Source organism: Microbacterium algihabitans (assembly GCF_032464975.1).
Taxonomy (GTDB): domain Bacteria; phylum Actinomycetota; class Actinomycetes; order Actinomycetales; family Microbacteriaceae; genus Microbacterium; species Microbacterium algihabitans.
In genome coordinates this window covers 238,252-264,158 of sequence record NZ_JAWDIU010000006.1, presented here as the reverse complement: position 1 = coordinate 264,158, position 25,907 = coordinate 238,252, and the positions used below count along the sequence as shown (strand labels likewise).

At 71.1% G+C, this 25,907-nt stretch carries 26 protein-coding genes and 1 pseudogene; 15 read left to right on the top strand and 12 right to left on the bottom strand.

Features of this window, described 5'->3' with window-relative positions; all coding sequences use genetic code 11:
• The 5 genes and pseudogenes from RWH43_RS15810 to RWH43_RS15790 form a co-directional block, all read right to left on the bottom strand.
• A pseudogene (locus RWH43_RS15810) lies at positions 1-561 on the bottom strand (DUF222 domain-containing protein); the annotation flags it as partial.
• A 242-nt stretch (positions 562-803) separates the two neighbouring features.
• Positions 804-1,310: a 4'-phosphopantetheinyl transferase family protein gene (locus tag RWH43_RS15805; RefSeq protein ID WP_316001912.1), complete on the bottom strand. Its 507-nt coding sequence runs from the start codon at positions 1,308-1,310 to the stop codon at positions 804-806.
• The gene (locus tag RWH43_RS15800; RefSeq protein ID WP_316001911.1) at positions 1,307-2,245 is read right to left on the bottom strand and encodes an NUDIX hydrolase; all 939 of its coding nucleotides are present in this window, start codon (positions 2,243-2,245) and stop codon (positions 1,307-1,309) included. The genes RWH43_RS15805 and RWH43_RS15800 overlap by 4 nt, the downstream gene beginning before the upstream one ends.
• On the bottom strand, positions 2,242-4,410 hold the full coding sequence (locus RWH43_RS15795; protein ID WP_144833817.1) for an RNA degradosome polyphosphate kinase: 2,169 nt from the start codon (positions 4,408-4,410) through the stop codon (positions 2,242-2,244). The genes RWH43_RS15800 and RWH43_RS15795 overlap by 4 nt, the downstream gene beginning before the upstream one ends.
• Positions 4,411-4,477: 67 nt before the next feature.
• Positions 4,478-5,170, bottom strand: coding sequence for a winged helix-turn-helix domain-containing protein (locus RWH43_RS15790; protein ID WP_316001910.1), 693 nt, complete (start codon positions 5,168-5,170; stop codon positions 4,478-4,480).
• A 117-nt stretch (positions 5,171-5,287) separates the two neighbouring features.
• On the opposite strand from RWH43_RS15790, the gene RWH43_RS15785 reads away from it, so the two are divergent.
• From RWH43_RS15785 to RWH43_RS15770, 4 genes are all read left to right on the top strand, one after another.
• Positions 5,288-5,578 carry a hypothetical protein gene (locus RWH43_RS15785; RefSeq protein WP_144833820.1) on the top strand — a complete coding sequence of 97 codons (291 nt, stop codon included), beginning with the start codon at positions 5,288-5,290 and terminating at the stop codon, positions 5,576-5,578.
• Positions 5,579-5,711: 133 nt separating this feature from the next.
• The gene (locus RWH43_RS15780; RefSeq protein ID WP_144833822.1) at positions 5,712-6,311 is read left to right on the top strand and encodes a nitrobindin family protein; all 600 of its coding nucleotides are present in this window, start codon (positions 5,712-5,714) and stop codon (positions 6,309-6,311) included.
• A 2-nt stretch (positions 6,312-6,313) separates the two neighbouring features.
• Positions 6,314-7,402, top strand: a complete 1,089-nt coding sequence (gene ygfZ / locus RWH43_RS15775) for a CAF17-like 4Fe-4S cluster assembly/insertion protein YgfZ (protein ID WP_144833824.1) — start codon at positions 6,314-6,316, stop codon at positions 7,400-7,402.
• Positions 7,399-8,508 carry an FUSC family protein gene (locus RWH43_RS15770; protein ID WP_316001909.1) on the top strand — a complete coding sequence of 370 codons (1,110 nt, stop codon included), beginning with the start codon at positions 7,399-7,401 and terminating at the stop codon, positions 8,506-8,508. Before ygfZ ends, RWH43_RS15770 begins: the two co-directional genes overlap by 4 nt.
• Positions 8,509-8,510: 2 nt before the next feature.
• Here RWH43_RS15770 and RWH43_RS15765 read toward each other — a convergent pair whose 3' ends face one another.
• Positions 8,511-9,299, bottom strand: a complete 789-nt coding sequence (locus RWH43_RS15765; protein ID WP_316001908.1) for a class I SAM-dependent methyltransferase — start codon at positions 9,297-9,299, stop codon at positions 8,511-8,513.
• 59 nt (positions 9,300-9,358) lie between these two features.
• Here RWH43_RS15765 and RWH43_RS15760 point away from each other — a divergent pair, with 59 nt between their 5' ends.
• Positions 9,359-10,105: a phosphoglyceromutase gene (locus tag RWH43_RS15760; protein WP_144833830.1), complete on the top strand. Its 747-nt coding sequence runs from the start codon at positions 9,359-9,361 to the stop codon at positions 10,103-10,105.
• Positions 10,106-10,162: 57 nt separating this feature from the next.
• Here the strand turns inward: RWH43_RS15760 and phoU are convergent, their stop codons facing one another.
• A complete protein-coding gene (phoU, locus tag RWH43_RS15755; RefSeq protein ID WP_144833832.1) occupies positions 10,163-10,846 on the bottom strand; it encodes a phosphate signaling complex protein PhoU in 684 nt (227 codons plus the stop codon).
• A gap of 171 nt (positions 10,847-11,017) precedes the next feature.
• Here phoU and RWH43_RS15750 point away from each other — a divergent pair, with 171 nt between their 5' ends.
• Together RWH43_RS15750 and RWH43_RS15745 are read left to right on the top strand one after the other, a co-directional pair.
• Positions 11,018-12,229, top strand: a complete 1,212-nt coding sequence (locus RWH43_RS15750) for a sensor histidine kinase (RefSeq protein ID WP_316001907.1) — start codon at positions 11,018-11,020, stop codon at positions 12,227-12,229.
• On the top strand, positions 12,226-12,909 hold the full coding sequence (locus tag RWH43_RS15745; protein ID WP_154097471.1) for a response regulator: 684 nt from the start codon (positions 12,226-12,228) through the stop codon (positions 12,907-12,909). The genes RWH43_RS15750 and RWH43_RS15745 overlap by 4 nt, the downstream gene beginning before the upstream one ends.
• A 67-nt stretch (positions 12,910-12,976) precedes the next feature.
• On the opposite strand, the gene RWH43_RS15740 is transcribed toward RWH43_RS15745, so the two are convergent.
• Positions 12,977-13,567 (bottom strand): DNA modification methylase, encoded by a 591-nt coding sequence (locus tag RWH43_RS15740; protein WP_269074526.1) that lies wholly within the window; start codon positions 13,565-13,567, stop codon positions 12,977-12,979.
• A 154-nt stretch (positions 13,568-13,721) separates the two neighbouring features.
• Here RWH43_RS15740 and RWH43_RS15735 point away from each other — a divergent pair, with 154 nt between their 5' ends.
• Both RWH43_RS15735 and ispD read left to right on the top strand, forming a co-directional pair.
• Positions 13,722-14,204 (top strand): CarD family transcriptional regulator, encoded by a 483-nt coding sequence (locus tag RWH43_RS15735; protein WP_056229249.1) that lies wholly within the window; start codon positions 13,722-13,724, stop codon positions 14,202-14,204.
• A 116-nt stretch (positions 14,205-14,320) separates the two neighbouring features.
• Positions 14,321-15,523, top strand: coding sequence for a 2-C-methyl-D-erythritol 4-phosphate cytidylyltransferase (ispD, locus tag RWH43_RS15730; protein WP_154097473.1), 1,203 nt, complete (start codon positions 14,321-14,323; stop codon positions 15,521-15,523).
• On the opposite strand, the gene RWH43_RS15725 is transcribed toward ispD, so the two are convergent.
• Entirely contained in the window at positions 15,520-15,981 is a 462-nt protein-coding gene (locus RWH43_RS15725; RefSeq protein WP_316001906.1) for a GNAT family N-acetyltransferase, read from the bottom strand. The genes ispD and RWH43_RS15725 overlap by 4 nt on opposite strands.
• A 68-nt stretch (positions 15,982-16,049) precedes the next feature.
• Between RWH43_RS15725 and cysS the strand changes: the two genes are divergently transcribed.
• Positions 16,050-17,450, top strand: a complete 1,401-nt coding sequence (gene cysS, locus RWH43_RS15720; RefSeq protein ID WP_144833842.1) for a cysteine--tRNA ligase — start codon at positions 16,050-16,052, stop codon at positions 17,448-17,450.
• A complete protein-coding gene (rlmB, locus tag RWH43_RS15715) occupies positions 17,443-18,438 on the top strand; it encodes a 23S rRNA (guanosine(2251)-2'-O)-methyltransferase RlmB (RefSeq protein WP_316001905.1) in 996 nt (331 codons plus the stop codon). The genes cysS and rlmB overlap by 8 nt, the downstream gene beginning before the upstream one ends.
• A 4-nt stretch (positions 18,439-18,442) precedes the next feature.
• Here the strand turns inward: rlmB and RWH43_RS15710 are convergent, their stop codons facing one another.
• Complete coding sequence (locus RWH43_RS15710; protein ID WP_316001904.1) at positions 18,443-19,447, bottom strand: ketopantoate reductase family protein; 1,005 nt, start codon at positions 19,445-19,447, stop codon at positions 18,443-18,445.
• Positions 19,448-19,589: 142 nt separating this feature from the next.
• Here RWH43_RS15710 and RWH43_RS15705 point away from each other — a divergent pair, with 142 nt between their 5' ends.
• Genes RWH43_RS15705 through RWH43_RS15695 form a run of 3 tightly spaced genes read left to right on the top strand, consistent with a single transcriptional unit; the run spans position 19,590 to position 22,438 of the window.
• A complete protein-coding gene (locus RWH43_RS15705) occupies positions 19,590-21,056 on the top strand; it encodes an amidohydrolase family protein (RefSeq protein ID WP_144833848.1) in 1,467 nt (488 codons plus the stop codon).
• A gap of 9 nt (positions 21,057-21,065) precedes the next feature.
• Positions 21,066-21,377: a Dabb family protein gene (locus RWH43_RS15700; protein ID WP_144833850.1), complete on the top strand. Its 312-nt coding sequence runs from the start codon at positions 21,066-21,068 to the stop codon at positions 21,375-21,377.
• A gap of 5 nt (positions 21,378-21,382) precedes the next feature.
• Positions 21,383-22,438: a zinc-dependent alcohol dehydrogenase gene (locus RWH43_RS15695; protein ID WP_230705454.1), complete on the top strand. Its 1,056-nt coding sequence runs from the start codon at positions 21,383-21,385 to the stop codon at positions 22,436-22,438.
• 6 nt (positions 22,439-22,444) lie between these two features.
• On the opposite strand, the gene RWH43_RS15690 is transcribed toward RWH43_RS15695, so the two are convergent.
• Both RWH43_RS15690 and RWH43_RS15685 read right to left on the bottom strand, forming a co-directional pair.
• On the bottom strand, positions 22,445-23,137 hold the full coding sequence (locus tag RWH43_RS15690; RefSeq protein ID WP_144833854.1) for a helix-turn-helix domain-containing protein: 693 nt from the start codon (positions 23,135-23,137) through the stop codon (positions 22,445-22,447).
• A gap of 118 nt (positions 23,138-23,255) precedes the next feature.
• Positions 23,256-24,296 carry a ketopantoate reductase family protein gene (locus RWH43_RS15685; RefSeq protein ID WP_144833856.1) on the bottom strand — a complete coding sequence of 347 codons (1,041 nt, stop codon included), beginning with the start codon at positions 24,294-24,296 and terminating at the stop codon, positions 23,256-23,258.
• A 125-nt stretch (positions 24,297-24,421) separates the two neighbouring features.
• On the opposite strand from RWH43_RS15685, the gene RWH43_RS15680 reads away from it, so the two are divergent.
• On the top strand, positions 24,422-25,855 hold the full coding sequence (locus tag RWH43_RS15680) for an amidohydrolase family protein (protein WP_154097477.1): 1,434 nt from the start codon (positions 24,422-24,424) through the stop codon (positions 25,853-25,855).
• Positions 25,856-25,907 lie beyond the last annotated feature (52 nt).

Here is a 25,907-nt window from a genome sequence, read left to right as displayed (position 1 = left end):
GCCGTCGGCTTGGGTGACGAGGCGGACGCAGCGGGTGTCGCGCCCGCGCTGGTGACGTTCGGTGAGGGTGGTGGGGTGCAGTTTCTCGGCCAGGACGGCCAGGCGGCTGCGCAGGCGGGCGGGGCTGCGGCCCTCGGCGGTGGCGACGGCGAGAAGGTCGAATTCGGCCTTCTTCTCGGGCGGGAGGGCTGAGCCGATGTCGGCGATGACGTGGGCGTGGGCGCGGGTGAGAGCCCCCGCTTGCCACGCGGCGAGGGTGGCGGGGTAGTCATCGACGAGGGTCATCGCCTGACACATCTGCCGCTGCACCGACCGGTCGGAGAGGTTCTCGGCCGCGGCGAGCTCGGATGCGACCTCCCTCAGGGCCAGTTGCGCGGCGCGGGCGGGCGCGCGCTGATCGGCGAGGACGTCGAGGGCCAGGTGCCCGGCCTCAGCGAGAGCACGGGTGCGGGCGACCTCCGCGGCGGCCAGCACAGCGCCCGTGGAGCGGACCTCGGCGAGCACCGCGGACAGGCCACGCGGGCCGTTCCCTGCGGGTGTCGACGAGGCCTCCGATGACATGTTCGCATGCTAGCGACGACCTCCGACATTGAGTCCGGGTAATCGCGGCGCATCCGGCCCACTTTCGGTGGATCCAGGGGCATTGGGGACGCAATCCGCGAGCACGAGACGTGAAAAACCCAGGTCAGAGGCGAGCGGGTGATCTTGCGGGCGAAGTCCGCCGCGGCATCCGCACACGTCCGAAAACCGCTGTGCACCCACCGGCTGTCCTGGGCGCGACCATCGCGCGAGGGCCCCCGCGCTCACGCACCGCGAGCCACCGCCGCGACGATGCCCGCCGGAGCCTCCACATCCTCGCCCCGCCAGACGCGACCGTCGGCCCCCGCCCCCTGCACACGCGCGGTCCACCCGTGTGCGGTGTGCGAGGTCTCCACGCGCGCCGGATCAACCCCGAGCCCCCGCCCGTCGGCTTTGAGCACCGCCTCGACACGCGCCCACGAGAGCGCGTCCGCGCCGCCCGGCAGCACGCGTTCGAGCCCCGCGGCGTCGGCGGGCACGGCATCCACTCCGATCGCCGCATGCTCCTGCGTCATCGCGACGACCGTCCACCCGGCCGCGTACGACACCGAGACTGCGGCATCCGCCCCCTCCACCCGCACGCGACCGTGTTCGCCGCCGCATGACGGACATCGCGAGACGAAGCGGGCCGACGGCAGCAGCTCCGCCAGCACCGCGCGCGACACCGTTCGACGGTCGACTCCGGGGGGCACCGCGCGCCAGACGACGCGGATGCCGGGACGGAGCGTCACACCTGCGGCTCGTGCGTCTCGATCGCGACGATCCCCGCACCGGGATGCTCGACGGGAACGTGCACGACCGAGAACGCCGCGGGCTCGAGTGCCGATGAGCTGCCGAGGTACGAGCCTCTCATGGTGCCGGTGGCCAACGCCAGCTCGTGCATGATGTCGGGCAGTACGGGACCGTGGCTGACCACGACGACGGGCTTGCGGGCGCGGACGCGTTCTCCGACGACAGCACGCGCGTCGGCGGTGCCCTCTTCCCACGCGTCTTGACTGATCGCGGCGCTCACGACGATGCGCTGGCCGAGCGCCTGCGCGATGGGGGTCGCCGTGCGCACGCATCGCTCGGCCGGACTCGACACGATCCGACGCACGCCGAAGGCGAGGAGGGGGCCGACGATCGCCTGCGACTGCCGGCGTCCGCGGGGGGTGAGGGGCCGGGCGGCGTCGGTGCCGTCCCACTCGTCGCGCGAGCGGGCCTTCGCGTGGCGCAGCACCACGATCGGGAACGTCGGCAGTGCGCGTTCAGCGACGATCCGCGTGAACTCGTCGAGGATCTCGGTGTCGACCGGGTAGCTGAGGTGCTTGCGCGCCTTCTTCAGGCTCACCCACTCGATCGCCGCGACCTCTTTGTTGGGCACGAAGCTCGAGGTGCGCACGGCGGCATCCGTGGCCTCGGCGGCCCAGTAATGCACGATCTTGGTGCGCGAACTCGGCATCCGGTACCGGGACACCCCGACCGGCACGCCGAGGCTCACCCGGATGCCGGTCTCTTCGCGGATCTCGCGCACGGCCGTCTCGGCCAGCGTCTCACCGGGGTCGACCTTGCCCTTGGGCAGGGTGACATCGCGGTACTTCGTGCGGTGGATGACGAGGATCCGCAGCTTGCCCTCGACGATGCGCCACACGACACCGCCGGCGGCGTAGACGGCGGTCTCGGTCACCGCGCCGTCCGCGAGCGTCGCTTGCGCTGCACCAGGCTCATCGTGTGCTCCTGCAGGTCGACGAGGGGGGCGCCCTCGGCGTCGACGCTGTGACGCGTCCACTCGCCCTCCGACCCGAGATGCCACGAACTCGTGCCGTCGTCCATCGCCAGGTCGAACAGCGAGGTGAGCTCGCGCACCTGACCCGGGTCGACCACGCGCACGAGCGCCTCGACGCGGCGGTCGAGGTTGCGGTGCATCATGTCGGCGCTGCCGATGAACATCTGCGTGTCGCCGTCGTTCGCGAACGAGAAGATGCGCGAGTGCTCGAGGTAGCGGCCGAGGATCGAGCGCACCGTGATGTTCTCGCTCATGCCCTCGACGCCGGGCTTGATCGAGCAGATGCCGCGCACCCAGACCTCCACGGGTACGCCCGCCTGGCTGGCGCGGTACAGCGCGTCGATGATCTGCTCGTCGACCATCGAGTTGACCTTGATGCGCACGCCCGCGGTCTTGCCGGCGAGGGCGTTCTGGCGCTCCTTCTCGATGTGCCGCAGGAGGCCCTTGCGCAGGTGCAGGGGGGCGACGAGCAGGCGCTTGAACTTCTTCTCGATCGCGTAGCCGCTCAGTTCGTTGAACAGGCGCGTGAGATCGCGGCCCACCTGGTCGTCGACCGTGAACAGGCCGAAGTCCTCGTAGATGCGGCTCGTCTTGGGGTTGTAGTTGCCCGTGCCCACGTGGCTGTAGTGGCGCAGACGGCCCTCTTCTTCGCGGATGACGAGGGCGAGCTTGCAGTGCGTCTTGAGTCCCACGAGGCCGTACACGACGTGGACGCCGGCCTTCTCGAGCTTGCGCGCCCAGACGATGTTGTTCGCCTCGTCGAAACGGGCCTTCACCTCGACGAGGGCGAGCACCTGCTTGCCGGCCTCGGCGGCGTCGATGAGCGCCTGCACGATGGGGCTGTCGCCCGAGGTGCGGTACAGCGTCTGCTTGATGGCGAGCACGTGCGGATCGCGGGCGGCCTGCTCGAGGAAGCCCTGCACGCTCGTCGCGAACGACTCGTAGGGGTGGTGCACGAGCACGTCGCCCTTGCGGATCGCACCGAACAGGTCGGCGCGGCCGTTCTGCTCGGGCGGCTGGAAGGCCAGCGCCGTCTTGGGCACGTGCGGCGGGTAGCGCAGGTCGGGCCGGTCGATGCGCGAGAGGTCGAAGAGGCCGCGCAGGTCGAGGGCGCCGGGCAGGCGGTAGACCTCCTGCTCGGTGATGTCGAGCTCGCTCAGCAGCAGCGAGCGGGTGACCTCGTCCATGTCCTCGGTGATCTCGAGGCGGATCGGGGGGCCGAATCGACGGCGCAGCAGCTCGGCCTCGAGCGCCTGGATGAGGTTCTCGGTCTCATCCTCCTCGATCGTCATGTCTTCGTTGCGCGTGAGACGGAACGCGTGGTGGTCGAGCACCTCCATGCCCGGGAACAGGTCGCCGAGGTGGTTGGAGATGAGCTCCTCGAGCGGGAGGTAGCGCACGCCCGGCCCGTCGCCGCCGATCTCGACGAAGCGGGGGAGCATGGGGGGTACCTTGAGGCGCGCGAACTCCTGGCGGCCGGTGCGCGCGTTGCGGATGCGGATCGCGAGGTTCAGCGACAGACCCGAGATGTAGGGGAAGGGGTGCGCCGGGTCGACGGCCAGCGGCATGAGCACCGGGAAGACGTTGCGCTGGAAGTACTCGGTGAGGCGTTCGGCGGTGGGCTCGTCGAGCGAGCCCCACGACACGACCTCGATGCCCGATTCGGCGAGGGCGGGGCGCACTTTCTCGGTCCACGCCGCCGCGTGGCGCAACTGCAGACGATGCGCTTCGGCCGAGATATCGGCGAGCACGTCGAGGGGGGCGCGACCGACGTTGGTGGGAACGGCCAGACCCGTGACGATGCGGCGCTTGAGACCGGCCACGCGCACCATGAAGAACTCGTCGAGGTTGCTGGCGAAGATCGCGAGGAAGTTCGCGCGTTCCAGCACCGGGACGGTGGGGTCTTCGGCGAGCTCGAGGACGCGCTGGTTGAACGCCAGCCAGCTCAACTCGCGGTCGAGGTAGCGGTGGTCGGGCAGCTGGTCGTCTTCGACTTCTACGGCTTCGTCGAAGTCGTCGTCGTCGGCGTCGCCGAGTCCGGCATCCAGCGCGTCGTGTTCGATCATCCCCACATCATTGCAGGGGTCGGTGACACGCGCGTGAACACGGGGTGCGCGTGGCCGCGTCGCGGCCTCAGGCGGGGGCGGATGCCGCGGGCTGGGGGTCGTCTTCGTAGACGTTGAACCGATAGCCGACGTTGCGCACGGTGCCGATGAGCTGCTCGAGATCGCCGAGCTTGGCGCGCAGGCGCCGGACGTGCACGTCGACCGTGCGAGTGCCGCCGAAGTAGTCGTAGCCCCAGACCTCGCTGAGCAGCTGCTCGCGCGTGAACACCCGCGAGGGGTGGGTCGCGAAGAAGTGGAGGAGCTGGAACTCCTTGTAGGTGAGGTCGAGCGGCTTGCCGTGCACCTTCGCCGAGTAGGACGACTCGTCGATCGTGATGCCCGACGTCGAGATGCGCGTGGAGACCTGTTCCGCACTGCGCCGACCCATGGCCAGGCGGATGCGCGCGTCGATCTCGGCGGGGCCGGCTCCCACGAGCACGACGTCGTCGATGCCCCAGTCGGTCGAGACGGCGGTGAGACCGCCCTCGGTGATGATGAGCACGAGGGGAGCCTCGATGCCGGTGGTGGAGAGGATCTTGCACAGCGACTTGGCGCCGACGAGGTCGAAGCGGGCGTCGACGAAGATCACGTCGGCACTCGGCGCGTTGACCAGCTGGGCGGCCTCGGCCGGGATCTGGCGGACGCGGTGGCTCAGCAGTTCGAGCGCGGGCAACGCCGCGCTACCGCCGGGGGCGGAGCTGAGAACGAGAAGCTGAGCCAAGGAGACCTCCCCGCGCGGTCTGCCGCGCACCCGATCATCTTAGGGTGACCCGGCGCGCCGCTCGTGTCACCGGCGTTCCGCGTGCGCGGGAGCGCACCCGTGGGTGATGATGGGGACATGTCGACCCCCGACCTCGCGCCGCGCCGTACGTTCGGCGGCATCGTCGCCGTGTGGGTGCTCGCGGCCGTCGCCGGAGTGCTCATCGGCCTGCTCGCCCCCGCGCACTGGCGCGCGCAGTGGATCAGCGTCGCCCTGGGCGGATGCCTGATCGTCTCGTTCGCCGTCCAGCTCTGGTACGGCCGCTCGCAGGCCTTCATCCAGCGCATGGCGATCAGCAGCCTGGGCGCCGCGGTGGTGCTGGGTCTCATCACGGCCGGTTTCGCGCTGGGGGCCGTCGTCTCGGGATAGAGTTGGGCCATGGACCTCCTCGCGCTCGAACTGTTCTTCCTGGGACTCCTCGGCCTCGCCTCGTTGGCGATCGCCTTCGTGTCCGGAACAGTCATCTGGAACCTCTTCCGCGGTCAGCGCTGACGGTCGTCTCGTGATCGAGATTCCGACCGATCTTCCCGCCGACCTCGTCCCCCTCTCGTGGCTCGTCGGCGTCTGGGAGGGCACTGGCGTCATCGACTACGAGGTCGACGGTCGTTCCTACTCGGGTGAGTTCGCCCACCGGGTGAGCTTCAGCCACGACGGTGGCGCGTTCCTCAACTACTCCGCCGACGCCTGGCTGATCGACGCGGGCGACCGCCGTCCGCTCGTGTCGGAGATCGGCTACTGGCGACTGGCCCGCCCCGCCGGCGACGCCGATGCCGGTCCCGCCCTGCTTCCCCCCACCGCCCCGGCCGTCGAGCGCACCGCCGACGACGTCGAGGCCCTGCGCAACGCCGACGGCGGCTTCGACATCGAGGTCAGCCTCGTGCACGCCGACGGCGTTCTCGAGCTCTACGTCGGGCAGGTGAAGGGTCCTCGCATCGACCTCGCCACCGACGCCGTCGTGCGCGCCTCGGGCGCGAAGACCTACACCGCGGCGACGCGGCTGTACGGCCTCGTCGACAACCACCTTCTGTGGGCGTGGGACATCGCCGCCCTGGGCCGCGAGCTCGGCTCGCACGCCTCGGCGCGTCTCGCCCGGGCGGAGTGATCATGGCCTCCCTCTCGGAGATCCCCGGAGCCGTGCTCGACGACCGCGGCCTCCGCCACGTGGGCTCGCCCGTCGCGGAGCAGCGCCGCCTGGCATCCGGAACCGCCGTCGCGCCCCTGGGCGACCGCCGCGTCGTGTCCGTGTCGGGCGAAGACCGCCGGAGCTGGCTCGACTCCTTGTCGTCGCAGGCCCTCACGCACCTCGCCCCCGGCGTGTCGACCGAGATGCTCATCCTCGACCCGCAGGGTCGCGTCGAGCACGCGGCATCCGTCGTCGACGACGGCGAGACCGCCTGGTTGATCGTCGATGCGGCGGATGTCGAGGGCCTCGCCGCCTGGCTCACGCGCATGCGCTTCCGCCTGCGGGTGGAGGTGCAGGACCGCTCGGCCGATCTCTTCGTGGTGGGCGGCACCCGCGCCGCGGTGAGCGGGCTGCCCGCCGTGGCGCCGGTCTGGATCGACCCGTGGCCCGACGTGTCTCCCGGCGGGTGGGCCTATGCCCGCGTCGATCCGCACCCGGGAGCCGACCGCGACTGGGCCGAGGCGATCTTGGATGCCGCGGAGTTCGACGCCCTCGTCGGGCGCGCGGCGCGCGGCGAGATCTCCGTCGCGGGTCTCGACGCCGTCGAAGCACTCCGGGTGGCCGCCTGGCGCCCGCGCGTGTCGGTCGATGCCGACGAGCGACTACTTCCGCACGAGATGGACTGGCTGCGCACCGCGGTGCACATGTCGAAGGGCTGCTACCGCGGGCAGGAGACCGTCGCGAAGGTGCACAACCTCGGTCACCCGCCGCGTCGGGTGGTCGCTCTGCAGCTCGACGGCAGTGACAACGTGCTCCCCGTCCGCGGCGACGCCGTGCGCGCCGGCGACGACGTGATCGGTGCGATCACCTCAGTGGCCGTGCACCACGAAGAGGGCCCGATCGCGCTCGCGCTGGTGAAGCGGAACGCGCCCGAGGGAGTCCCGCTGATCGTCGACACCGCCGACGGCCCCCTCGCCGCCGCCGCGGAGACCGTCGTCCCCGCCGACGCGGGGGCGACCGCCTCCGTTCCGCGTCTTCCGCGCCTGGGCCGCCGCCGCTCCGCGGAATGATCGACGACGACGCCTCGACGACCGTCGGGGTCATCGTGTCCCGATCCCGGTTGCGCACGACGCTGCGCCGCAGGGTGCTCCGGGTGCGCGAGTCGCTCCCGGCCGCCGCGCAGATCGTCGTCGCCGCCACCGCCGCCTACGCGTTCGCCCACTTCGTGCTCGGCCACCCCGTGCCGTTGCTCGCGGCCACCGTGACCGTGTCGAGTCTCGGGCTCGTGCGCGACGCGCGGCCGTGGCGGGTCGCCGAGACGGTCGCCGGCATGCTCGTCGGCATCCTGATCGCCGAGCTCGTGCTGCTGCTCGCCGGCGCCGGGTGGTGGCAGATCGCGGTCGCGATGGCCCTGACGCTCGTGGTCGCGCGTTTCCTCTCGCCGCAACCGGGGTTCGCCCTGGCCGCGGTCACGCAGTCGCTCATCGCGCTCGTGCTCGTCACCGGCGCACCGTTCCTGCGTCTCGTCGACGGCGCGGTCGGTGGGCTCGCCGCGCTCGTGGTCACCGCCCTCATTCCCCGCACCCTGCGACGCACCGAGCTGCGCGACGCCGACGAACTGTTCGACGCGCTCGATGCAGCGATGGCGAGCATCGTGCGGGCGCTCCGACGGGGCGACCGCGTCCGCGCGGAACGCGCTCTCGAACGCGCGCGGTCGCTGCAGACCTACGTCGATGCGTGGAGCGGCTCGCTCGAGTCGGGGCGCGAGGTGGCGCGCATCTCGCCGTTCCTGCGGCGTCAGCGCAGCGAGCTGCAGCGGCACGAGCGCGTGCGCGCGGCCCTCGACCTCACCACCCGCAACCTCCGCGTCGTGGCGCGACGTGCGGCCTACCTGTGCGCCGACGGCGTGAGTCGCCCGGTTCCGGCCGACCTGCTCTCCGACCTCGCCCGCGGTGCGGCGCTCGTGCGCGAGAGCCTGGACGACATCTCGATCGAGCCGGTCGCGAGAGAGGCCGTCGCCGCCGTGGCGCGCCGCCTCGACCCGGCCGCGCTCCTCCCCGACGGCGGTGTGGGCGAGCTCAACCTCGTGTCCGCGCTGCGACCGCTCGCCGTCGACCTGATGGTGGCGGCGGGCATGCCGGCCGCCGAGGCGAAGTCGTTGCTGCCGCGCATCTGAGCTCAGCGCGGAGCCACCGCGTGCCAGGCGACGCCGACCTCGCCCAGCCGCCACCGCTCGCGGCGCAGCAGAGGCCACCCCGCCTCCTGCAGGGCGAGCATCGCGGTGCGCCAGCGGTGCACGGGACCGAACGGGGCGACCACGGCGGCGCGGACCCACTCGCGCTCCAGAGCCGTGACGAAGGAGTGCACGCGCTCGCCCTCGACGTTGCGGTGGATGAGGGCCTTCGGCAGTCTCTCGGCCGCGACGGCGGGGGAGTCGAGCTCGGCCAGCCGCAGCGACACGGTGAGCGACCGGGGCACGGCATCCGCCCCCACCTCCACCCAGGTGGCGATGCGCCCGATCTCGTCGCAGGTGCCCTCGACCAGGATGCCGTCGGGCTGCAACCGCGCGCACATGCGGGCCCAGGCGTCGGCCACGTCGGCCTCGTCGTACTGGCGCAGCACGTTCAGGGCGCGGATCACCGCGGGGCGACGCCCACCCGGCAGCGGCACCTCGAACCCGCCGCGCGCGAACGACACTCCCTCGACGCCCACGGACTGCTCCCGCGCACGGGCGACGCGGTCGGGGTCGATCTCGAGGCCGAGCACCTCCGCGTCGGAGCGCTGACTGCGTAGCCGCGCGAGGAGCTCGAGCGGGGTGACAGCGCTCGCCCCGAAACCCAGATCGACTACGAGCGGATCGTCGGTGCGCCGCAGCACCGGATGCCGCGCGATCCAGCGATCGATGCGGCGCAGGCGGTTGACGCCCGTCGTGCCCCGGGTGGGGCGTCCGACGGGCGAGGGGGTCACTCCGACATGATGCCAGCCCGGGCTCGGGTGCGAGGCGCGCGCCTCGGTAGCATGGACCCATGCCTCACACGCTGATCCTGCTCCGCCACGGGCAGAGCGAATGGAACAAGACCAACCAGTTCACCGGCTGGGTCGACGTGCGACTCACCGATCAGGGCAAGGCGGAGGCGAAGCGCGGCGGCGAGCTGCTCGCCGAGTCCGGCATCCTGCCCGACGTGCTGCACACCTCGGTGCTCAGCCGCGCGATCCAGACCGCCAACCTCGCCCTCGACGCGGCCGACCGCCTGTGGATCCCGGTCAAGCGCTCGTGGCGCCTGAACGAGCGCCACTACGGCGCCCTGCAGGGCAAGGACAAGGCCCAGACCCTCGAGGAGTTCGGCAACGAGCAGTTCATGCTCTGGCGCCGCTCGTTCGACGTTCCGCCGCCGCCGCTGCCCGCCGACGACCAGTACAGCCAGGTCGGCGACCCGCGCTACGTTGGCATCGACGGCGAGGTGCCCGACACCGAGTCGCTGAAGATCGTCATCGACCGCATGCTGCCGTACTGGCACAGCGACATCGTCCCCGACCTGCAGGCCGGTAAGACCGTGCTCGTCACGGCCCACGGCAACTCGCTGCGCGGACTGGTCAAGCACCTCGAGGGCATCAGCGACGCCGACATCGCCGAGCTGAACATCCCCACCGGCATCCCGCTGGTGTACCGCCTCGACGACGAGATGAAGCCCCTCGGCCCGGGCGAGTACCTCGACCCCGAGGCCGCCGCCGCGGGAGCCGCCGCCGTGGCCGCGCAGGGCAACAAGCACTGAGACCGCAACGACGAAGGGGGCGGATGCCATGGCATCCGCCCCCTTCGTCGTTCGCGATCAGATGACCGGGCTGGGCTCCGCGACGTTGTCGTCGTCGGCGCCGGCCCAATCGCCGGTCGCCAGGTAGATGACCTTCTTGGCGACCGAGACCGCGTGGTCGGCGAAGCGCTCGTGGTAGCGGCTGGCGAGCGTCGCGTCGACGGTCGCCGTGGCCTCGCCCTTCCAGGAGTCGCCCAGCACCTTCTCGAAGACGTTCACGTGCAGCTCGTCGATGGCGTCGTCGTCGTCGCGGATCGCCTCGGCGAGGCGCAGGTCCTGCGTGCGCAGCAGCTCGGCGAGCTTGCGCGCCACCTCGACGTCGAGCTCGCCCATGCGGGTGAAGGTGCTCTTGAGGCCCTTGGGGATCGCCCGCTCGGGGAAGCGCGAGCGGGCGAGCTGGGCGATGTGCTCGGCCATGTCGCCCATGCGCTCGAGCGAGGCGCTGACGCGCAGCGCCGTGACGACGATGCGCAGGTCGCGGGCCACGGGCTGCTGGCGCGCAAGGATCTCGATGGCGAGCTCGTCGAGCTCGACGGCCTTCTCGTCGATGATCGCGTCGGCTTCGATGACCTCTTCGGCCAGGGAGACGTCACTGGTTCCGAACGCACGAGTGGCGCGGTCGATCGCGATGGTCACGAGGTCGGCGATCTCGACCAGGCGGCTCTGGACGTCCTCGAGGGACTGGTGGAATACTTCGCGCATCGCGGGTACCTTCCTCGTCGGCGGCACGGCACAGGGAGTCCCGCGGCCTTCGGGGATTCTTCCCAGCGAAGGTTAACGAGTGGTGCAGTGACAGTGAATAGTAGCCTCTGCCGTGCCGGTGGCGGGGGTGAACGGCCGGTGACGCCAAATCGACCCCTCTACGCTGAACGTATGGAACACACGCAGCTCGTGCTGCTCGCGCTCCTCGCCGGCCTCCTCGTCGGAGCAGCGATCGTCGGCCTCGTGGTCGGCGCCCTCCGCGCCCGCGACCGTTCGATGGCGCAGACCGCGGTCGACGTCCCCGAGGGCGTCGAGGCGATGCTCGACGCGATGGACGACCCCGCCTTCGTCTGCGACACGTCGTCGACGGTGCTGGCGCTGTCACCCGCGGCCGAGGTGTTCGGCGTGCACGCCGGCGAGGTCATCGCGGCCGAGGAGCTCAAGCGCGTGGCGCGCGTCGCCCGCGACACCGGATCCGGCATCAGCGAGAACCTGCGTCTGCGACGCGGTGCGGCGCCGGCCGAGGCCCGACTCGTGGCCGTGCGCGCGACGCCGATCTCGGCCCGGCTGACGCTCCTCGTGCTGCGCGACATCACCGAGCGCGAGCGCGTCGAGGAGATGCGCCGCGACTTCGTCGCCAACACCAGTCACGAGCTGAAGACCCCCGTCGGCGCCGTGGGCCTGCTCGCCGAGGCGATCGAGTCGGCCGCCGACGACCCCGCCCAGGTGCGGCACTTCGCCTCGCGCATGCAGGCCGAGGTCACGCGGCTGGCGTCGCTCGTCAACCGCATCATGAGCCTCTCGCGCCTGCAGGCCTCGGACGAGCTGCGCGATGTGCGCGACGTCTCGATCGACGAGGTGGTCACCGCTGCCCTCGAGGCCTATACTGTGCAGGCCGACGCCGCCCAGGTCACCGTCGTGCGCGGCGGCACCAAGGGGCTGTGGGTGCGCGGCGAGCCGCAGATCCTCACCGAGGCGCTCGGCAATCTCGTCGCCAACGCCATCGCTTACTCGCCGCAGGGCTCGAAGGTCGGCGTGGGCGTGAAGCTCGACGACACCGTGGTCGAGATCGCCGTCACCGACCGCGGCATCGGCATCCCCGAGACCGACCAGCACCGTGTGTTCGAGCGCTTCTACCGGGCCGACCAGGCGCGCTCGCGTCGCACGGGCGGCACCGGCCTCGGCCTCTCGATCGTCAAGCACGCCGTGCAGCGCCACGGCGGCGAGGTGCGGCTGTGGTCGCGCCCCGAGCGGGGATCGACCTTCACCATCCGCCTGCCGATGATTGAGGCACCCGACCTCGACACCGTTCGTCCGAAGCCCCGTCGCAAGTCCCGCAAGACCTCGACGACACCCGTACCCGCGAAGGGAGACACCGCATGACCCGCGTTCTGATCGTCGAGGACGAGCCCGATCTGGCCGACCCGCTCGCCTACCTGCTGCGCCGCGAAGGCTACGAGGTGGAGATCGCCGAAGACGGCGCGCTCGCCCTCGCCGCCTTCCGCGAGCGCGGAGCCGACATCATCCTGCTCGACCTGATGCTGCCGGGAATGCCCGGGACCGAGGTCTGCCGTCAACTGCGGCTGACCTCGCAGGTGCCGATCATCATGCTGACCGCCAAGGACTCCGAGGTGGACATCGTCGTCGGTCTCGAGCTCGGCGCCGACGACTACGTCACCAAGCCCTACTCGACCCGCGAGCTGCTCGCCCGCATGCGCGCGGTGCTGCGGCGACGCACACCCGACGACGCCGACCTCGACGACCGCGTCCTCTCGGGCGGTCGCGTGGTGCTCGACATCGACCGGCACACGGTGGCCGTCGACGGAGGCGAGATCAGCATCCCCCTCAAGGAGTTCGAGCTCCTCGAGGTGCTCATGCGCAACGCCGGTCGCGTGCTCACCCGCGGTCAGCTCATCGACCGGGTGTGGGGGACCGATTACTTCGGCGACACCAAGACCCTCGACGTGCACATCAAGCGCATCCGCTCGCGCATCGAGCGCAACCCGAGCGAGCCGGTCATGCTCGTGACGGTGCGCGGCTTGGGCTACCGCTTCGAGGCCTGAGCCCGGGCCCCGCTCAGCGGGAACGACGAAGGCGCCGACGGATCACCGTCGGCGCCTTCGCGTGCGTTCAGGAGGCGGGCGTCGCGCTGGGCGTCGGCGTCACCGTCGGCAGGCCGCCGACCGGGGTCAGCGAGCCCGAGGGCTGCGGGGTCGGCGCGAGCGTCGACAGGTATTCGAGGGCTCCGTCGAGCACGGGCACCTGGATGAGGGCGCCCTGGCCGTCTCCGGACTGGAAGTACACGGGCACCGTGGTGCCGGGGGCGGCGTCGATGCCGTCGAGACGCAGGGGCTCGACGTCGTCGGACAGGTCGCCGAGGCTCAGCGTGCGGTTGGCCGGCACGTTCACCGACGAACGCACGGCCGAGGAGCCCTCGCCGACCTCGACGCGCAGCGTGAGCGGGTCGGAGGTCGAGTTGACGACGGCGGCGACGAGGTTGCCGGTCGTGCCCTCTTCGTCGACGACGATGAGCGCGTTGCGCACGTCGAGGGGGCCGGAGTCTGCGGGGACGTTCACGCCGTCGGACGCCGAGTACGGGATGGTGGTCGCCTGGGGGGCGATGAGGTTGCACCCGGTCGTGCCCACCAGGACAGCGGCACCCAGGGCGACGGACGCGATCAGGCGCGTTTTCACGGATCCTCCAAGATCGACGGACGGCATCCTGATCATCCTACGGGGTCCGCGCCGCGCGGCCGTTCCCGCGCGCACGTCCACGGTCGCTCCGCGTGCGGGCGGAGGAGGGGCCCCGGGTGGGCGGAACCTTAGCGCATGCGGGCCTGTGGTATCCTGGATGTTGCCGAAAGGACATAACTCCATGCTTTTTGAGGTTGGCGAGACCGTCGTTTACCCGCACCATGGCGCGGCCACGATCATCGAGGTCAAGGAACGCGTTATCAAGGGCGAGACGAAGAAATACCTGAAGCTCAACGTCACCCAGGGAGACCTCGTCATCGAGGTCCCTGCTGACAACGTCGACCTGGTCGGCGTTCGCGACGTGATCGGCAAAGAGGGTCTCGACCGCGTGTTCGAGGTGCTGCGTGCGCCCTTCACCGAGGAGCCGACCAACTGGTCGCGTCGCTACAAGGCGAACCTCGAGAAGCTCGCGTCGGGCGATGTGATCAAGGTCAGCGAGGTCGTGCGCGACCTGTGGCGCCGCGATCAGGACCGCGGCCTGTCGGCCGGCGAGAAGCGCATGCTGGCCAAGGCGCGTCAGATCCTCGTCTCCGAGCTGGCTCTGGCCGAGAAGACCGACGAAGACCGTGCGAGCGTCGTGCTCGACGAGGTCCTCGCGTCCTGACGCTCCGGCGCCGGGACTCCCGCGCTGACGCCCCGTCCCCGTCGTCGAGAACCGATGACGCGGGCCGGGGCTTTCGGCGTTCCCCGGGGTGCGTCGGCTCGCGCTAGCGTGATCGGGTGACTCTCACCCCCGTCCCCCACCTCGCGGTCATCGTCGTCGCGGCCGGCTCCGGCACCCGCCTGCGCGGGGGAGCACCCAAGGCGTTCGTCGGCCTCGACGCCCGGTCGATCCTGCACCACGCGTTGCGGGGCGTGTTCTGCGCCCCGGCCGCGCAGGTCGTGGTGGTCGTGCCCGAGGGCTACGAGGGCGACGCGACGACCGACGCGCTCGACGCCGCGGGCGACCGGGGCGAGCTCGTGACGGTCGTCACGGGCGGAGCGACCCGGCAGCAGTCCGTCGCCGCGGGGCTCACGGCCCTGTGGGGCGATGTCGACACCGTTCTCGTGCACGACGCCGCCCGGGCGCTGACCCCGGCCGCGGTGTTCGAGCGCGTCGTGGCGGCGCTCGACGACGGCGCGGTCGCCGTGATCCCCGTTCTCCCCGTCGTCGACACGATCAAGCGCGTCGACGGAGCGGGCCGGGTCGTCGCCGCGGTGGATCGGTCGGAGCTCGCCGCGGCCCAGACGCCGCAGGGCTTCCGTCGATCCGTGCTCGAGGCGGCCGTGGCATCCGCCGACGCGGACCACACCGACGACGCCGCTCTCGTCGCCGCCGCCGGGCACCCCGTCGTCACGGTCGAGGGCGATGCCCGCGCCTTCAAGGTCACGACCGCTCCCGACCTCGAGCGTGCCCGTTCGCTCGTCACGGCCGCCCCCGAGGTCGAGGCCGCGCCGACACCGGCGACGGGCATCCCGCGCGTGGGCCTGGGCACCGACGTCCACGGTTTCGGCGGCGACGGCACCCTCTGGCTCGCGGGCCTCGAATGGCCGGGGGAGCAGGCGCTCTCGGGCCACTCCGACGGCGACGCGGTCGCGCACGCGATCGTCGACGCCCTGCTCGCCGCGGCGGGGCTCGGCGACATCGGAACGCACTTCGGCACCGATCGGCCGGAGTTCGCCGGCGCGCACGCCACCGCCTTCCTCACGCACACGGTCGGCCTGCTGGCGGCGGCCGGGTGGCGGGTGGGCAACGTCGCGGTGCAGGTGCAGGCCAATCGCCCGCGCTTCGCCGCGCGTCGCGTCGAGGCCGAGCAGGCCCTCTCCCGCGCCCTCGGCGGCGCCCCCGTCTCGGTGAGCGCGACCACCACGGACGGCCTGGGCTTCACGGGACGCACCGAGGGGGTCGCGGCCTTCGCGACCGCGCTCGTCGTGCCGGCCTAGAGCTCGCGCGTCATGAAGGTCGACAGCGGGTCGGGTGCGTACGGCGCGAACGCCGGGCACTCCACGAAACCCTCGCTCGCGTAGAGCCGCCGGGCCGCGACGAAGTCGGCCGTGCTGCCGGTCTCGAGCCAGAGGCTCCGGATGCCGCGTTCTCGCGCATCGGCCATGATGCGACGCAGGATCGCGCGACCCACACCGCGACCCAGTTGCGCCTCGACGACACGCATCGACTTGAGCTCCGCCCGCTGGTCGCCGAGGTCTTTGCAGGCGCCGATGCCGGCGATCTCGCCGTCGATCCAGGCCGACCACACGGTCACGCCGTCGGAGGCGAGGCGGTCGACGTCGAGGGCGTGGACGCTCTCGGCCGGGGTGTTCTCGTGCATTCCGGCGAGGTGGGCGGCGACGAGGGCGCGCGTGGGTTCTCCGGACAGGTCGTCGGGGCGGATGGTGAGGTTCACGTCGGCACCCTAACCGCTGCGTGTTTCACGCACGGGTCGCTGCGAGGGGCGGCCGGTAGGCTGGCCCGGTGACCGTTCGGCTGTATGACACGAAAGCGCAGGAGCTGCGCGACTTCGTTCCCCTCGACCCCTCGAACGTCACGGTCTACGTCTGCGGGCCCACCGTGCAGTCCGGTCCCCATATCGGTCACGTGCGCGCCGCCCTCGCCTTCGATCTGCTGCGCCGATGGCTCGCCCACCGCTACGGCCGAGTCACGTTCGTGCGCAACGTCACCGACATCGACGACAAGGTGCTCGCCAACGCGAGCGACGACGAGCCCTGGTGGGCGTTGGCCTATCGCATGGAGCTCGAGTTCTCCCGGGCGTATGCCGCCGTCGGCATCCTGCCCCCGACCTACGAGCCGCGCGCGACCGCATCGGTCACGCAGATGCAGGAACTGATCGCCGAGCTCATCGAGCGCGGTCACGCCTACGCCGCCGCCGGCGACGTGTACTTCGACGTGCGCTCGTGGCCGGCCTACGGCGAGCTGACCCGCCAGAGCCTCGACGCGATGGAGTCGGCGACCGACGCCGATCCCCGGGGCAAGCGCGATCCGCGCGACTTCGCGCTGTGGAAGGGCTCCAAGGCCGACGAGCCCGCCTCGGCCACCTGGGCATCGCCGTGGGGCGCCGGACGACCCGGCTGGCACATCGAGTGCTCGGCGATGTCGCGCCGCTACCTGGGTCCGGAGTTCGACATCCACGGCGGCGGTCTCGACCTGCGCTTCCCGCACCACGAGAACGAGATCGCCCAGTCGACTGCCGCGGGTGACGCCTTCGCCCGCTACTGGGTGCACAACGGCCTCGTCACCGTCGACGGACAGAAGATGTCGAAGTCGCTCGGCAACTTCACGCTCGCCGCCGACGTGCTCGACGCCCACGACCCGCTCGTGGTGCGCTACGCCCTCGCCGCGGCGCACTACCGCTCCAACCTCGACCTGAGCGAGGCGTCGTGGGCCGAGGCCGAGTCGGCCCTCGGTCGCATCCGCAGTTTCCTCGAGCGCGCCGAGCGCGTCGCTCGCCCGGGCTGGTCGGAGGCGAAGGAAGGCCTTCCGACGGAGTTCGTCGAGGCGATGGACGACGACCTCTCGGTGCCCCGGGCGCTGGCCGCGATCCACACCAGCATCCGGTCGGGAAATGCGCTGCTCGACGCGGGCAAGTACGATGAAGCGAAGCAGGACGTCTCGGACGTCCAGCAGATGACGCTCCTCCTGGGGATCAATCCGCACTCTCCCCAGTGGAGCAGCGTCGGCGGAGGAGCCGAGACCGCCGCTCTGGACACCCTGGTCCAGACGATGATCACGCAGCGCGCACACGCGCGTGCGGACAAGGATTGGGCGGCCGCGGATCGCATCAGAGACGCGATCGCCGCCGCAGGAATCACGCTGGAAGACACTCCAGCCGGAACACATTGGAGTATCGATGGCTAAGCCTGGACGCCCGGGAGCACGCAACCCCGGCAAGAAGAAGGGGCCGCTCAAGGGCACCGGCGGGCACTCCCGCAAGGCGCTCGAGGGTCGCGGTCCCACCCCCAAGGCCGAGGACCGCGCCTGGCACCCCGCCGGCAAGCGCAAGGCCGCCGAAGAGCGCTACGCCGCCGCCGGCGGCAAGGGCCGCCCCGGTGTGCGTGCGGTCGGCAACCCCAACCGCAAGAGCCCCAAGGCCGCCGACGACACCGAGACGGTCACCGGCCGCAACTCCGTGCTCGAGGCGCTGCGCGCGAAGATCCCCGCCACGGCGATGTACATCGCCCAGCGCGTCGAGATGGACGACCGCGTCAAGGAGATGCTGTCGATCGCGACCAACCGCGGCATCCCGGTGCTCGAGGTCACGCGCCCCGAGCTCGACCGCATGGCCGGCTTCGACGGCGTGCACCAGGGCGTCGCGCTCAAGGTGCCGCCCTACTCCTACGCCCACCCGCAGGACCTGCTCGAGCAGATCATCGACTGCGGCCAGGTGCCGCTGCTGGTGGCCCTCGACGGCGTCACCGACCCCCGCAACCTCGGCGCGATCATCCGCTCGACGGGTGCCTTCGGCGGTCAGGGCCTGATCATTCCGCAGCGCCGCTCGGCGAGCGTCAACTCCGCCGCCTGGAAGACCAGCGCCGGAGCGGCCGCCCGCATCCCCGTCGCGCTCGCGGCGAACCTGACGGCGACGCTCAAAGAGTTCAAGAAGCAGGGTGTGTTCGTGCTCGGCCTCGACGGCGACGGCGACGTGTCGCTTCCCGCCCTCGAGCTCGCCGACCGCCCCGTGCTGATCGTCGTGGGCTCCGAGGGCAAGGGCCTGTCGCGCCTGGTCACCGAGACCTGCGACCAGGTCGTGTCGATCCCCATCTCGACGGCGACCGAGTCGCTCAACGCCGGGATCGCGGCATCCGTCGCCCTGTACCAGGTGTCGACGATGCGCGCGGCGCGCTGACGGCTCAGGCCGGACGCATCCGGTCGAGCGCGGCGAGGGAGGGCTCGAACTCGCCGCGCTCGATCGCGTGCCCGACCGCGACGATCGCGTCGTTGACGGGAGTCGGGATGCCGAGTCGCCGGCCCGCCGCGACCACGGCGCCGTTGATGTCGTCGACTTCGCTGCGACGACCCTTGCCCCAGTCCTGCAGGACCGTGGTGGTGGCCCCGGGCACGGTGAAGCGCGAGTAGAGCACGTCGAGCATCGTGTCGACGACGTCGTCGGATTCGGCGATGGACGCCTCGGTCAGCCCGAAGATCGGGAGCACTCGGTGCTCACCCGCGACGCGGAGCGCCTCGCGGCCGGCGTCGAGCATGAGCTCGCGCATGCCCGGGACCCGGATCGCGTCGACCATGGGCAGGCCGAGCGCCGCCGTCGGGACGAGGACCGAGGCGTTGCTGACGAGCTTCATCCACTTCGCCGATCCGATGTCGTCCACCCGGGCGACCTCGCCCGCGTGCGAGAGCACGTCGGCGACGTCGGGCCCCCGTGGGGCCGTGGCGTCCACGGCGAACCACGAGCGTTCCGGGTCGACGTGACGATGCACGATCCCCGGCTCAGTCATGGTCGAGGAGATCTCGATGACCGTCCCGACGCAGCGATCGGGGCCGACCACGTCGGCCACCGTCTGCGTCGTCATGCCGTTCTGCACCGCCGCGATGGCCCCGTCGTCCGCGAGGTACGGCTCGATGAGGGCGGAGGCCCATCGCGCGTCGTAGGCCTTCGTCACCAGCAGCACGAGGTCGAACCGCTCCCGCAGGGTCGCCACCTCGCACAGGTGCAGCACCCGCGGGTGCACGTGGCGCGTGCCCGAGGGAGTGTGCACGCGCAGCCCCTCCGCCCGCATGGCTTCGACGTGCGCGGGCCACTGCTCGATGAAGACCGGGTCGAGACCCGCGTCGATGAGGTCGGCGCCGATCGACGCTCCATTGGCGCCGGTGCCCAGCACGGCGATGGACGATATGGACATCGTGCTCCTTCGTTGGAGTGAGAGCGAACGCATGGCGTGTGTGCCGCGACTTCATCCAACAATGCTGAACGAAAAGCGGACTCTTGCCGGATCCTACGAGAGAGTGTAAACCAGGAACGAACATTCTCGATGGGGAGAAGCCATGACCGAAACCGCACCCGCGGCCGAGCAGTTCTCGGCCGACCGCCCGTTCGTCTTCCGAGGCGCCACCGTCATCACGATGGATGAGCAGGGCGTTCTCGACGACGCCGACGTCCTCGTGATCGGTCGCGACATCGCCGCCGTGGGGCACCGACTCGAGGTGCCCGAGGGCACCCTCGAGATCGACGCCTCCGGGGGCATCGTGACGCCGGGCTTCGTCGACACGCACCGGCACATGTGGCAGTCGGCGTTGCGCGGCTTCGGCGGCGACTGGGCGCTGAGCCAGTACTTCGTCTTCTACTACTTGAACTGGGGCGAGGTGTTCCGCCCCGAGGACGTCTACGCCGGCAACCTCCTCAGTGCCCTCGAGTCCGTCGACACGGGCGTGACGACGACCCTGGACTGGTCGCACGGTCTGCGCACCCCCGAGTACGGCGAAGCCGCCCTCCAGGCACTGCGCGAGATCCCGGGGCGCTTCGTGCTCGGCTACGGCAACTACCTCGGCGCCCCGTGGGAATGGGCGAACGCCCCCGAGTTCCGCGACTTCGTCTCGCGGAACTTCTCGAGCCCGAACGACATGATGGGCCTGCAGCTCGCCTTCGACGTGCCCGGCGCCTCCGACTTCCCCGAGCGCGGCGCCTTCGAGGCCGCACGCGACCTGGGTCTTCGCGTCACCACGCACGCCGGTGTGTGGGGAGCGACCACCGACACCGCCATCACGCAGATGTACGACGCCGGATTCATGACCCCCGAGGTCTGCTACGTGCACTCGGCGTCGCTGAACGAGCAGAGCTACCAGAAGATCGCGGCCACCGGCGGCACGGTGTCGGTGGCCACCGAGTCGGAGCAGAGCGCCGGGCAGGGATACCCCTCGACCTGGGCGATTCGCAAGCACGGGATCCCGGCCTCGCTGTCGATGGACACGAGCGTGTGGTGGAGCGCCGACTTCTTCTCCGCGATGCGCGCCACCCTCAGCGCCGACCGATCGCGCGACCACCTCGAGGCCCACGCGCGCGGTGAGACGATCGTCGCGAACCGCCTCCGGGCGGAGGACGTGCTGCGGATGGCGACCATGGGCGGCGCCCTCTCGCTCGGGATGGAGGACCGCATCGGCTCCCTCACCCCGGGCAAGCGCGCCGACATCGTGCTCATCAAGAACGACGAGTCGCCCGCGATGACGCCGATCCTCCACCCCTACGCCCACGTGGTGTACCAGGCCGGCACGGCCGACGTGCACACCGTCGTCGTCGACGGACGCGTGGTGAAGTACCAGGGCGTGCGCATCGGGCTTCCGCTCGCGCCCGTGCGCGACAAGGTCGCCGCCTCGGTCGAGTACGTGCGCTCGAAGCTCGGCGAGAAGGCGTGGGCCGAGGGCATGCACCCCGAGATCCCCGTCGACGAGGCGATCGAGAACCCCTACCGCTACACCGACGGCGACGCGCACGTCGTCGCCCGTGCCCAGGACTGAGAGGACCGCATGATCCTGCACGCCGCGCTGTTCACCTGGAAGGCCGACGTCGGCGACGAGGAGGTGGAGGCGCTGACGGCCGCGCTCGAGGACATGGCATCCGCTCTGCCGATGCTGCACGCCTATCGCTGCGGGCCCAATCTGCGCCTGCGTCCGAGCCCCAGCGACTACGGCGTGGTCGCCCTCGTGGACGACGACGCGGCGCTGACGGCCTACCTCGACTCGCCGCAGCACGCGGCGGTCTACGACGCGCACCTCGCGCGCATGATCGAGACGCGCCAGGCCGTGCAGATCGTCGTGCCCGACGGAACCGCGCTGTGACGCGCATGCGCGCCGCGGTGCTCCACGCCGCGGGAGACCTGCGCATCGAGGAGAGGGAGATCCCGACGCCGGGACCGGGCGAGGCGCTCGTGCGCGTCACCGGGTGCGGGGTGTGCGGGTCGGATGCCACCGAGTACACCCGCGGCCCGGTGCTGACCGAGCTGCCGGTCGTGCTCGGACACGAGTTCACCGGGACGATCGAGGCGGTCGGCGACGGCGTCGATCTCGCCGTCGGAGCGCAGGTGGTGTGCGGAGCGGGGATCTCGTGCGGGCGCTGCAAGCCGTGCCGTGCAGGACGCACGAACCTGTGTCGCCGGTACCGCACCGCGGGACTCCAGGTCGACGGGGGACTGGCCGAGTTCGTGGCGGTGCCCGCGGCGACCCTGCTCGATGTCACCGCGAGCGCCCTCACCGCCGACACCCTCGCCCTGGCGCAGCCGATGGCCATCGCCGTGCACGCAGTCGCCCGCAGTGGACTGACGGCGGGACAGGATGCCGTGGTCTTGGGCATCGGCGGCATCGGGGCCTTCCTCACCCACGCGGCGGCGGCCGTGGGGGCGCGCGTGCTGGCGGTCGACCGCTCCGCGGAGAGGTTGGATCTGGCGCGCGCGCTCGGAGCCGAGTCGACGCTGCTCGCCGGAGAGCGCTCGCTCGCCGAGGCTCTCGCGGACGCCGGTCGTGAGGCCGACGTGCTGTTCGAGGTGAGCGGCTCGCGGGCCGGCTGGGACGAGGTGGTCGCCGCGGCGCTTCCCGGGGCGGTGCTCGTGCCCGTCGGCATCCAGCGCGACGAGATCCCCGTGCCGCTGGGCGCGTGGACCCTGCGCGAGTACACGATCGTGGGCACCGTCGCGCACGCGATGGCCGCCGACCTCCCGCGTGCCGTCGAGTTGCTTTCCGCGCGCGCGGACTGGAGCGACCTCGCCTCCGAGGTCCTTCCGCTCGACGAGGTCGCCGAAGGGGCGCTCGTGCCGTTGACCGACGGGGGCGCGCGTCAGATCAAGACGGTGATCGACCCCGCAGCGACGCAGCGTCGACCCGCGCGCCACGGATCGGCGCGCTGAGCGCGCTCAGCGATCGAGGTCGTCCATCGCGCGCAGCACGTCGACGGCCGAGCCGATCGTGTCGCGCGGGGCGCCGAGGTTCTGCCCCGCCGAGGGCATGGCCTGATTGTGCTCGCGGCGGCCGACGACGAACCAGATCCCGCGGGCGATCGCGTCGCTGCTGTTGACGTAAAGATGCGGTCGCACGGAGTCGAAGTGCAGGCTGTCTCCGGCGTGCAGCGTGAAGGTGTCGAACTCGAGGCGGAGCGTGAGCTCGCCCTCGAGGAGATAGGCGTACTCCATGCCCGCGTGGCGCATCATCTTGCCCTCGACCGAGCTGGACGCCCCGGGCTCGTAGGTGACGAGGAGGGCGTCAGCGGGTCCGGCTCCGGCGGCGAGGCGCTCCCAGCGCACGCCGTTCTCCATGTCGAGCACGGCGTTGTCGGCCGCGTGCTGCACCGTGGGGTCGCCCGCCACGGGCTCGGGGGCGGGGGCTGCCGCGCCCACGTGCGAGGTGGGCGAGACGCCGAGCAGCTCGTCGATGGAGATGCCGAGGTGGGTGACCATCGCGTACAGGGTCGAGACGGAGGGCTGGGTCTTGCCCGTCTCGACCTGCGAGATCAAGCTCGCCGAAACCCCGAGCGCGGTGGCCACGCTGCGCAGGCTGAAGCCCTTCTGCAGCCGTGCGTCGCGCAGTCTGCTGCCGATGTCGTCGGTCATCTCGGCGCCTCCTCGTCCGAGGGCGGCGATCCCCGTCACGGAGCCCCCGCCTCTCGGGGGTCCACGCTACCCGCCGCCGTGCGCCGGTTCTGTGCGCCGCGCCTGAACACCCGCGGCCTCAGCCCCGCCGAGGCACGTCGAGGAGGATCTCGAGGTTCGCCGTCGACCGCGGCATCCGCCCCGCCTCGATCTCGCGCGCGAGGTGGACGGTGTGGGCGTTGTAGGGGGCGTCCTGCCCCGCGGCTTCGAGCACCGAGACGATCAGACCGTTCACCTCGGCGTACTCGCCGTGCCGGTCCTTCATCCAGTCCTGCAGTACCGTCGTCTTGGTGTCGGGCAGCGAGAAGCTGTCGAGCACCGCCCCGAGCAGGTCGGAGGCGTAGCGGTCGGGATCGGTCACGGCGTCGTCGGTGAGGCCGAAGATCGGAACGAGACGGCTGCCGTCGGCGAGAGCCGCGCGGGCCGCCTCCTTTCCGCACTCGATCATGAAGTCGTGCACGCCCGGGAGCGCCACGGCCGACGCGAGGGGGAGGTCGAGGATGGCGGAGGGTACGAGCTCTCCGGCGTTGGCGACGAGCTTCATCCACTTCGAGGAGCGGATGTCGTCGGAGACGTCGACCCGGCCGGTGTGCGAGAGCACGGCCTGGATCTCGGGTTCGCGGCCCCGGGCGGAGTCGTCGTACGCGCCGACGGCGAACCAGGAGCCGGCGACGGGCGTCTGGCGGTTGACGATGCCGGGCTCGAACATGTTCGAGGCGACCTCGATGACCGCGCCCATCGTGCGGTGCGGCCCCACCGCGGCCGCGATCGCGTCCTGCGTCATGCCGTTCTGCAGCCCCACCACGAGACCGTCGTCGGCGACGTGGGGGGCGATGAGCTCGGCGATCCACCGGGTGTCGTAGGCCTTGACCACGATGAACACGATGTCGAACGGCTCGCGCAGGGTCGCCACCTCGCACAGGTGCAGCGGGTGCACCGGTGTCACGTGCGTCTCGTCGGGCAGTCGCACCTCGATGCCGCGCTCGCGCATGGCCTCGACGTGGGCGGGCCACTGTTCGATGTAGGTGACGTCGAGTCCGGCGCGCAGCAGGTCGGCGCCGATGCTGGCGCCCTGCGCTCCGGTTCCGAGCACGGCGATCCGGGGGTTCGCTCTGGTCATGGGTCCTCCTCGACTCCGACAAGCGTTTGCTGTGACTTTACAAATCTGCGTGTGACTGTACAGTCGCGTGTAGTTCAGCACAACGTCGGGTCGAGGAAGACCCCACGGATCGCGAAGGAGCGAGTATGCGCACTCTCATCCGCAACGTGGCCGCGGCCACCGTCGACGATCGGCTCGGGGACATCCCGCGCACGGACATCCTCATCGAGGACGGGGTGATCCGCGAGATCCGCCCCGACATCTCCGTCGCCGACGCCGAGGTGATCGACGGCCGCGACAAGATCGCCATCCCGGGCATGGTCGACACGCACCGGCACACGTGGCAGACGGCGTTGCGCGGCATCCTCGCCGACGGCAACATTCCCGACTACCTGCGCGGGATCCGCCTGCACATGGCGCCGCTGTACCGCGCCGACGACATGTACGCCGGCAACTACGTCGGCGCCCTGGACGCCCTCAACTCCGGTATCACCACGATCGTCGACTACTGCCACAACATCCTCGACCCCGACGGTGCGCACGCCGCGGTCACGGGACTGCGGGATGCCGGCATCCGGGCCCTCTACGCCCACGGGCTCACCCCGATCACCACCAACACCTGGAGCCAGTCGCGCGGCGGCTCGGCGGCCGGGTCGGACCCCGCCGCCCTCGCCACCCGTGCGCGGCTGGCGACCGAGATCCGCGAGCGCTACTTCTCCACCGACGACCAGCTCTTGCGCTTCGGGATCGCCCCTCAGGAGCTCGCGATCGCGCCCGTCGCCGACGTCGCCGCGGAGTTCCGCCTCGCGCGGGAGCTGGGGGCGCGCATCACCTTCCACGCCAATCAGGTCATGGTGCGCCAGCTCTTCCAGGACGTCGAGGTGCTGCACGCGCACGGTCTCCTCGCCGAGGATCTGCTGCTCGTGCACTGCACCTTCAACACCCCGCGCGAGTGGGAGCTGCTGCGGGGCAGCGGGGTGACGGTGTCGGTGTGCGCCGAGACCGAGATGCAGATGGGCATGGGGTATCCCGCGATCGCGGAGACCACCGCCCACACGCCCGGGCCGAGTCTGGGCATCGACTGCGTCTCGGGCAACGGCGGCGACATGCTCTCGCACGCGCGGCTGGTGCTGCAGGCCTCGCGGTACCGCGCCGACCAGCCCGAGTACGCCGCCATGCGCGCGCCCCAGCGCATGGCGTGGACGACGCGCGACGCCCTGCGGTGGGCCACCCTGAACGGGGCGCGGGCGGCGGGCGTCGACCACCTCGTCGGCTCGCTCACGCCCGGCAAGAGGGCTGACATCGTGCTGGTGGACATGTCGGGCATCAGCCAGGTGGGGTGGAACCGGGAGGATCCGACCGGGGCGGTGGTCTCGCAGGGCAATGCCGGCTGCATCGACACGGTGTTCGTCGACGGGAAGGTGGTCAAGCGCGGGGGAGCGCTCGCCCACGTCGACGTGCGCGCGGCGACCGACGCGCTCGCGCGCTCCCACGAGTACCTCTACGCGCAGATGGGCGGGGCGCGGTCGTTCATCCCGCAGCCTCCGATCGACATCCCGCTGTACCGGGAACGCGCCTGAGGTGCAGTTCGACTGCACGTTGTGCAGCAGAGTGGTAACAAATACTTGACAT